This window comes from Sulfitobacter dubius, from assembly GCF_027214245.1.
Lineage (GTDB): Bacteria > Pseudomonadota > Alphaproteobacteria > Rhodobacterales > Rhodobacteraceae > Sulfitobacter > Sulfitobacter dubius_A.
In genome coordinates this window covers 565,618-572,137 of the sequence record NZ_JAPWHM010000004.1, presented here as the reverse complement: position 1 = coordinate 572,137, position 6,520 = coordinate 565,618, and the positions used below count along the sequence as shown (strand labels likewise).

At 61.7% G+C, this 6,520-nt stretch carries 6 protein-coding genes and 1 rRNA gene; 5 read left to right on the top strand and 2 right to left on the bottom strand.

What is annotated here, in order from left to right; genetic code table 11:
• Positions 1-148 precede the first annotated feature (148 nt).
• From rrf to O4H31_RS12830, 5 genes are all read left to right on the top strand, one after another.
• Positions 149-263 (top strand): 5S ribosomal RNA (gene rrf / locus O4H31_RS12850).
• A 213-nt stretch (positions 264-476) separates the two neighbouring features.
• Positions 477-1,298, top strand: coding sequence for an SDR family oxidoreductase (locus O4H31_RS12845; RefSeq protein ID WP_269346332.1), 822 nt, complete (start codon positions 477-479; stop codon positions 1,296-1,298).
• 30 nt (positions 1,299-1,328) lie between these two features.
• Positions 1,329-2,321, top strand: a complete 993-nt coding sequence (locus O4H31_RS12840; RefSeq protein WP_269346331.1) for an NAD(P)H-dependent flavin oxidoreductase — start codon at positions 1,329-1,331, stop codon at positions 2,319-2,321.
• A complete protein-coding gene (locus O4H31_RS12835) occupies positions 2,318-3,352 on the top strand; it encodes a phosphotransferase family protein (RefSeq protein ID WP_269346330.1) in 1,035 nt (344 codons plus the stop codon). The genes O4H31_RS12840 and O4H31_RS12835 overlap by 4 nt, the downstream gene beginning before the upstream one ends.
• 84 nt (positions 3,353-3,436) lie before the next feature.
• Positions 3,437-4,312: an acyl-CoA thioesterase gene (locus O4H31_RS12830; protein ID WP_067629318.1), complete on the top strand. Its 876-nt coding sequence runs from the start codon at positions 3,437-3,439 to the stop codon at positions 4,310-4,312.
• 50 nt (positions 4,313-4,362) lie between these two features.
• On the opposite strand, the gene O4H31_RS12825 is transcribed toward O4H31_RS12830, so the two are convergent.
• Together O4H31_RS12825 and O4H31_RS12820 are read right to left on the bottom strand one after the other, a co-directional pair.
• On the bottom strand, positions 4,363-5,139 hold the full coding sequence (locus O4H31_RS12825; RefSeq protein WP_269346329.1) for an SDR family oxidoreductase: 777 nt from the start codon (positions 5,137-5,139) through the stop codon (positions 4,363-4,365).
• A 1-nt stretch (position 5,140) separates the two neighbouring features.
• Positions 5,141-6,415: an acyl-CoA dehydrogenase family protein gene (locus O4H31_RS12820; RefSeq protein ID WP_419723600.1), complete on the bottom strand. Its 1,275-nt coding sequence runs from the start codon at positions 6,413-6,415 to the stop codon at positions 5,141-5,143.
• Positions 6,416-6,520 lie beyond the last annotated feature (105 nt).

Sequence of the window (6,520 nt, the reverse complement as noted above, 5' to 3'; positions counted from 1 at the left end):
TTGATTTGATCCAGTAGAAGCAAGACTGCTTAACTGGGCAAAAGCATACACATACAATCAGTTGTACATGACTTGGACAAACAACGCTCAGCGCTGCAGTGGTGACCCCGTCGCTCTGCAGAGCAGAGCGCTTCAGGAATTTATTTGGTTTGGTGATCATAGCGCGAGCAAAACACCTGGTCCCATCCCGAACCCAGCCGTTAAGTGCCGTAGCGCCGATGGTACTGCGTCTTAAGACGTGGGAGAGTAGGTCATCGCCAAACCTAATAAGTTCCTGATAAAAACAGTATCTCTCAACGATGAACAGAATAACAAAACCGCCGTAGCTATAAAGCTGCGGCGGTTTTGCTTTGTAAAACTACTCTTTTCTCAGATTGTTATGACGCCCGGTTACTGCAGTCGCGGCTTCCCATCCGCTTGACCCCGCCCAAGGCCCTGTCACAGTGGCGTCAAAGTCGGCGGCTGGGAGGCAGAACATGGATATTGAAACGCTCTTTGGGCTGGAGGGAAAAACTGCGCTGATCACTGGCGGCGCCACGGGCATCGGGCGCATGGCGGCTGAGGCATTGGTACGGGCGGGCGTGCGGGTTTTGCTGGCCAGCCGGACCGGAGAGGCCTGCCAAGCTGTCGCAGAGGAGTTGAATGCACTAGGCGCCCCGGGCAGTGCCGAAGGTTTCGCCGGGGATGTCGGCAGCGAAGAGGGCGTTGACGCGCTCGTGGCCGAGGTTCAGGCGCGCGGCGACCGGCTGCATATTCTCATGAACAACGCGGGCGTGACATGGGGCGCGCCGCTGGGGCAATTCCCCTTCCGTGCATGGGATAAGGTCATGGGCGTCAATGTTGCCGGCCTTTTCGATTTGACGCAAAAGTTGCTGCCCCTGCTACGGGCAGGGGCCACGGCCGATGATCCGGCGCGGATCGTAAACGTGGGCTCGGTCATGGGCGAGCGCGAGATGGGCGACGGGGCCTATAGCTACGCCGCCTCCAAAGCGGCGGTGATCCACCTGAGCAAAATCCTCGCCAAGGAACTGGCCGGGGAGGGGATCACAGTGAACGCGCTGGCGCCGGGGCCGTTTGTCTCGCGTATGACGGCCTTTGCCACCCAAAATGAGACCACGCGCGACGCTGTGGGCAAAGATGTCCCCCTAGGGCGTGTCGGCCGCGATGAAGATATCGCAGGCTGCATGCTGTTCCTCTGCGGACGCGGCGGGGCTTATGTCACCGGTGCGGTGATCCCGGTCAGCGGCGGCATCAACGTGATGTCAGGCCCAAATATTTTTGAAAGAGCCCTGTCATGACAAATACCAAAACTCAGACGGAGACCGCCCATGCGTGACGACAGCCATCTACCCCAAGCCCTGCGCGGGCTGCGCCTACCGCTGGTCGCCTCACCGATGTTCATCCTTTCGGGGCCCGAGTTGGTCATCGCGCAGTGTAAGGCCGGGATCATCGGGTCTTTCCCGGCATTGAATGCCCGCGAGGCCGAGGGCGAGCCGCCGCTGCTTGATGCGTGGTTGACCCAGATCACCGAGGCTTTGGACAAGCACAATCAAGAGAACCCGGACCGGCCTGCGGCGCCTTTTGCGGTGAATCAGATCGTGCACCGCTCCAACAGCCGGTTGGAGCGCGACCTTGAGATTTGCGTAAAGCATCAGGTGCCGATCTGGATCACCTCACTGGGCGCACGGGTGGAGGTGAATGAGGCCGCGCATTCCTGTGGCGGCGTGGTTCTGCATGACATCATTAACAACCGCTTTGCCCGGAAAGCGATTGAGAAGGGCGCCGATGGGCTGATTGCCGTGGCCGCCGGGGCCGGGGGGCACGCGGGGCCACAGTCGCCCTTTGCGTTGATCCGCGAAATTCGCGAATGGTTCGATGGCCCACTTCTGCTGTCGGGCGCTTTGGCCACGGGCGAGGGGCTCTTGGCTGCGCGTGCCATGGGGGCGGATTTGGGCTATATGGGGTCGGCCTTTATCGCCACGCGAGAGGCCAACGCCGTGCCGGGTTACAAAGACATGATCGTCGCTGGCGGCGCGGATGACATCGTGACCTCCTCGCTCTTCACCGGGGTGTCGGGCAACTACCTGCGGCCTTCGATTGAGGCGGCGGGGATGGACCCGGACAACCTGCCATCGGCGGATGCCTCTTCGATGAACTTCGGATCTGGCTCTTCCAAACCCAAGGCGTGGAAGGAAATTTGGGGTGCGGGGCAGGGCATCGGCGCGGTCAAGCAGATCGGCGGGGTGGCTGAACTGGTGGACCGGATCGAGACCGAATACCGCACCGCTGGGGCCCGCTTGGCCGCGGAGTTTGCGCAATGAGCACGGATACACAAACCTTGGACGAGGCGGCTGTCTGCCACTGGTTGGAAGCAAACCTGCCGGGCTTTGCCGGGCCGCTTGAAGTGACCAAGTTTCAGGCGGGCCAATCAAACCCCACCTTCCTGCTTTCGACCCCTGCGCATGACTATGTTCTGCGCCGCAAGCCCCCGGGAACGCTGTTGAAATCTGCCCATGCTGTGGACCGGGAGTTTCGGGTGCAGAAGGCGCTGGCCGACAGCCAGGTCCCGGTCGCGCGGATGCACCTGCTCTGTGAGGATGAGAGCGTCATAGGCTCAATGTTCTATGTCATGGACCATGTCCCGGGCCGCAATTTCAACGATCCGACCCTGCCGGAACTCACCCCGGCCGAGCGCGGTGCGGTCGTGGACGAGATGAACGGCGTGTTGGCCGCCCTGCATGAGGTCGATATCGACGCGGTTGGCCTGTCGGACTATGGCCCGCCGGGCAACTATTTTGAGCGGCAGGTGGGGCGCTGGTCAAAGCAGTACCGCGCGTCCGAGACAGAACCACAGCCCGATATGGATGCGCTGATGCAGCGCTTGAGTGCCGAGCTGCCCGAAGATGACGGGCAGCGCACGCTCGTGCACGGGGACTACCGCATCGACAACATGATCTTTGATACCCATGGCACCGCCTGCCGCGCGGTTTTGGATTGGGAGCTTTCCACAATCGGTCACCCCTTTGCCGATCTCGCCGCCGTCATCATGCAATGGCAGATGCCCGTGGGGGCCGAGGGGCGGGGCTTGGCCGGGGTGGACCGCAAGGCGCTTGGCCTGCCGACCGATGAGGAGTTTATCGCCGCCTATTGCCGGAGGCGCGGGCTGAAGGGGATCGACAACTTCGGCTATTACCTCGCCTTTTGCTTTTTCCGCATGGCCGCCATCATCCAAGGTGTGCTGAAACGCGCGTTGGAGGGCAATGCCTCAAACCCCGAATATGGGCTGAAATTAGGGCAATATGTCCCGGTTTTTGCGCGCCACGGGCTGGAGGCGCTGGATCGCGACCGCTGACCGGGCAGCAAGGCTTTTGGTGCTTGAGCTTTGGGGCGAAAACCTGTTGCTAGGGCCGTGAGACCCGGCCTGAAAGGATGACCCATGACCAATGCTGCGCGACAACTGCTTGATTTATTGGATATCGAACAGCTTGAGGTCGATCTGTTTCGCGGCACGGGCGCGGGGGGCGAGACCTCGATGCGGATCTTTGGGGGCCATGTCATCGCGCAGGCATTGATGGCCGCATATCGCACGGTGCCCGAGCGCGCGTGCCATTCGCTTCATGCCTATTTCATCCGGCCCGGGGATCCGAAGATCCCGGTGATCTATCAGGTCGACCGCGCCCGGGATGGGGGCAGTTTTACGACCCGGCGGGTGGTGGCGATCCAGCATGGCAAGCAGATCCTCAACCTGTCGGCGTCTTTTCAGGTGGAGGAGGAGGGGTTTGACTGGCAGCATGAGATGCCGCAGGTCTCCGCCCCCGAAAACTGGCCAGACCGACCTGAGTTGCGCGAGGCGTTTGCTGAGAAACTGCCCGAAAAATATCGCGGGGACTTCCTGCGCGAGCGACCCATCGAGATCCGGGAGGTCGAGCCGCGCGATTTCATGACGCCCGAAAAGGTCGACGACCGCAACTATCTGTGGTTCCGCATGGCCGCCGCCGAAGGCCAGAACCCGGTCATGCAGCACGCGCTTCTGGCCTATGCCTCTGACATGAACCTGCTGGGCTCGTCGCTGCGGCCCCATGGGCTGACGTGGTTTCAGGGCAAGGTGATGACGGCGAGCCTTGACCACGCTATGTGGTTCCACGCACCGATCCGCTTTGATGAATGGCACCTTTACGCGCTGGATGCGCCATTTACCGGCGGGGCGCGGGGATTTAATCGCGGGATGATTTACAATCAGAACGGGCAGTTGGTGGCGAGCGTGGCGCAAGAGGGGCTGCTGCGCCCGATACGTCCGAAAGGCGAAGGTTAAGGGCAGCCCCCTGAGGGGCGATGCCCGCTGTGCCGCCGGACAGGCGTTTTCTAGCTGTCGTTCGGCCACCCGAACCGCCGGTTTAGCCTGCGCATCCCGCCGATCCAGCGGTCATAGTCTTGCGCCTTACCTCGCATGTAGTCGCGCACCTGGGGATGCGGCAGCACCAGAAACACCTCATCGCGGATCGCCTGCACGCAGGCTTCGGCCACAGGCTCGGGCTCCAGCATACCGTCAATCGCGGCGACATGGTCCTCCAACCCGCGCATCATTTCGGTCCGCACTGCCTGCGGGCAAAGCACCGAAACCTTGATCCCATCATCGCCATAGGTCATCGCCAGCCATTCAGCGAGGCCAACGGCGGCGTGTTTCGTCACCCCGTAAGGCGCGGCCCCGACCTGATTGAGCAGACCCGCTGCCGAAGCGGTGTTGAGCAAGTAACCTCCGCCCCGCGCGCGCATCAGCGGCACCAGATGCCGCGCGGCGCGCACATGGCTCATCACGTTGATCTCCCAGATGCGCTGCCAATCGGCATCCGGCACCTCGACCCCGCCCTCGACCGAGATGCCAGCGTTGGAGCAGAATAGATCAATCGGCCCAATGTCACGCTCGACGGTTTCGATCAGCTGGGCGATCTCGGCCTCGTGTGCAACATCGACGCGAAAGCCCGTGCCGCCGACCTCGGTCGCCGTCGCATCGGCCCCCGGGCCGTCGATATCCACACAGACCAGATGCGCTGGCGCTTCCTTGGCAAAGCGCAGGGCCATGGCCCGCCCGATGCCGCTGGCCGCCCCGGTGATGACGATGACGCGGCCATGCAACTCCATGTCAGCTGTCGCCCTTCGTGCCACGGGTGTTTGACGCCCGAAACGCCTTCACCTCGGCCCGCGCGATGACCTGATGGTGCACCTCATCCGGCCCATCGGCAAAGCGCAGTGCGCGCTGCCACGTGTACATGCCCGACAGCGGGCTCCACTGGCTCATCCCCGTGGCGCCATGCACCTGCATCGAGGCGTCGATGATCTCACAGGCTTTTTCCGGCACCAGCGCCTTGATCATGCTGACCCAGATGCGGGCCTCTTTGTTGCCCAAGACATCCATCGCCTTGGCCGCTTTCAGCACCATTAGCCGCATCGCTTCGATGTCGATCCGCGCGCGGCTGATGGTTTCCATGTTCTTGCCAAGGTCGATGATTTTCTTGCCGAATGCCTCGCGCCCCAACCCGCGCTCAATCATCAGGTCCAGCGCTTTTTCCGCCGACCCGATGGAGCGCATGCAGTGATGAATCCGCCCCGGCCCAAGTCGCACCTGACTGATCTCGAACCCGCGCCCTTCGCCCCAAAGCACGTTTTCACGCGGCACGCGCACATCGGTGAACCGGATATGCATATGCCCATGCGGCGCGTCGTCATGGCCAAAGACATGCATCGGGCCAAGGATCTCCACCCCCGGCGTGTCCATCGGCACGAGGATCTGGCTCTGCTGGCGGAAGGTTTCAGCCTCGGGCGAGGTTTTCACCATGACGATCATGATCTTACAGCGCGGATCGCCCGCACCGGAGATATAGAATTTCTCCCCGTTGATCACCCAATCGTCGCCATCGAGAACCGCGCTGGTAGAGATATTGCGCGCGTCCGAAGAGGCGACATCAGGCTCCGTCATCGCAAAGGCCGAGCGAATTTCGCCCGCAAGCAAGGGCTTCAGCCACTGCTCCTTTTGCTCAGGCGTGCCGACACGCTCCAGCACCTCCATATTGCCGGTATCGGGCGCTGAGCAGTTTAGCGTTTCCGGGGCCAGGGGGCTTTTGCCCAGTTCAGCGGCGATATAGGCGTAATCAAGATTTGCCAGCCCTTCGCCGGTTTCCGCATTGGGCAGGAAGAAGTTCCACAACCCCGCTTCTCGCGCCTTTTGCTTGGCCCCATCGAGCAATTCTAATTGACCCGGCGCATAGGACCAACGGTCGGCGCGGCCTTCGCCAAGGCGAAAAAATTCCTCGGTGATCGGATCGACATTCTCGCGGATGTGCTTGGTAACCGCCGCCAAAAGTGGCTTGGCCTTTTCCGACATTTCGAGATTGTTCATGTCCAAGGTCTGATCGATCATCCTATGCTCCCGGTGATGATGGTTCGCGGCGCCGCCGGGCTCCTCCGCTGGGCGTACCTTTGGGACGAGCCTATGCAATCGCTGCAGGCTTGCCAATCACGGGCA

Bases quoted from the DNA above. Each gene is read 5' to 3' on its own strand.
- O4H31_RS12845 (WP_269346332.1), top strand. From the start codon at position 477: ATGGATATTGAAACGCTCTTTGGGCTGGAGGGAAAAACTGCGCTGATC.
- O4H31_RS12830 (WP_067629318.1), top strand. From the start codon at position 3,437: ATGACCAATGCTGCGCGACAACTGCTTGATTTATTGGATATCGAACAG.
- O4H31_RS12820 (WP_419723600.1), bottom strand. From the start codon at position 6,415: ATGATCGATCAGACCTTGGACATGAACAATCTCGAAATGTCGGAAAAG.
- O4H31_RS12835 (WP_269346330.1), top strand. From the start codon at position 2,318: ATGAGCACGGATACACAAACCTTGGACGAGGCGGCTGTCTGCCACTGG.
- O4H31_RS12825 (WP_269346329.1), bottom strand. From the start codon at position 5,139: ATGGAGTTGCATGGCCGCGTCATCGTCATCACCGGGGCGGCCAGCGGC.
- O4H31_RS12840 (WP_269346331.1), top strand. From the start codon at position 1,329: ATGCGTGACGACAGCCATCTACCCCAAGCCCTGCGCGGGCTGCGCCTA.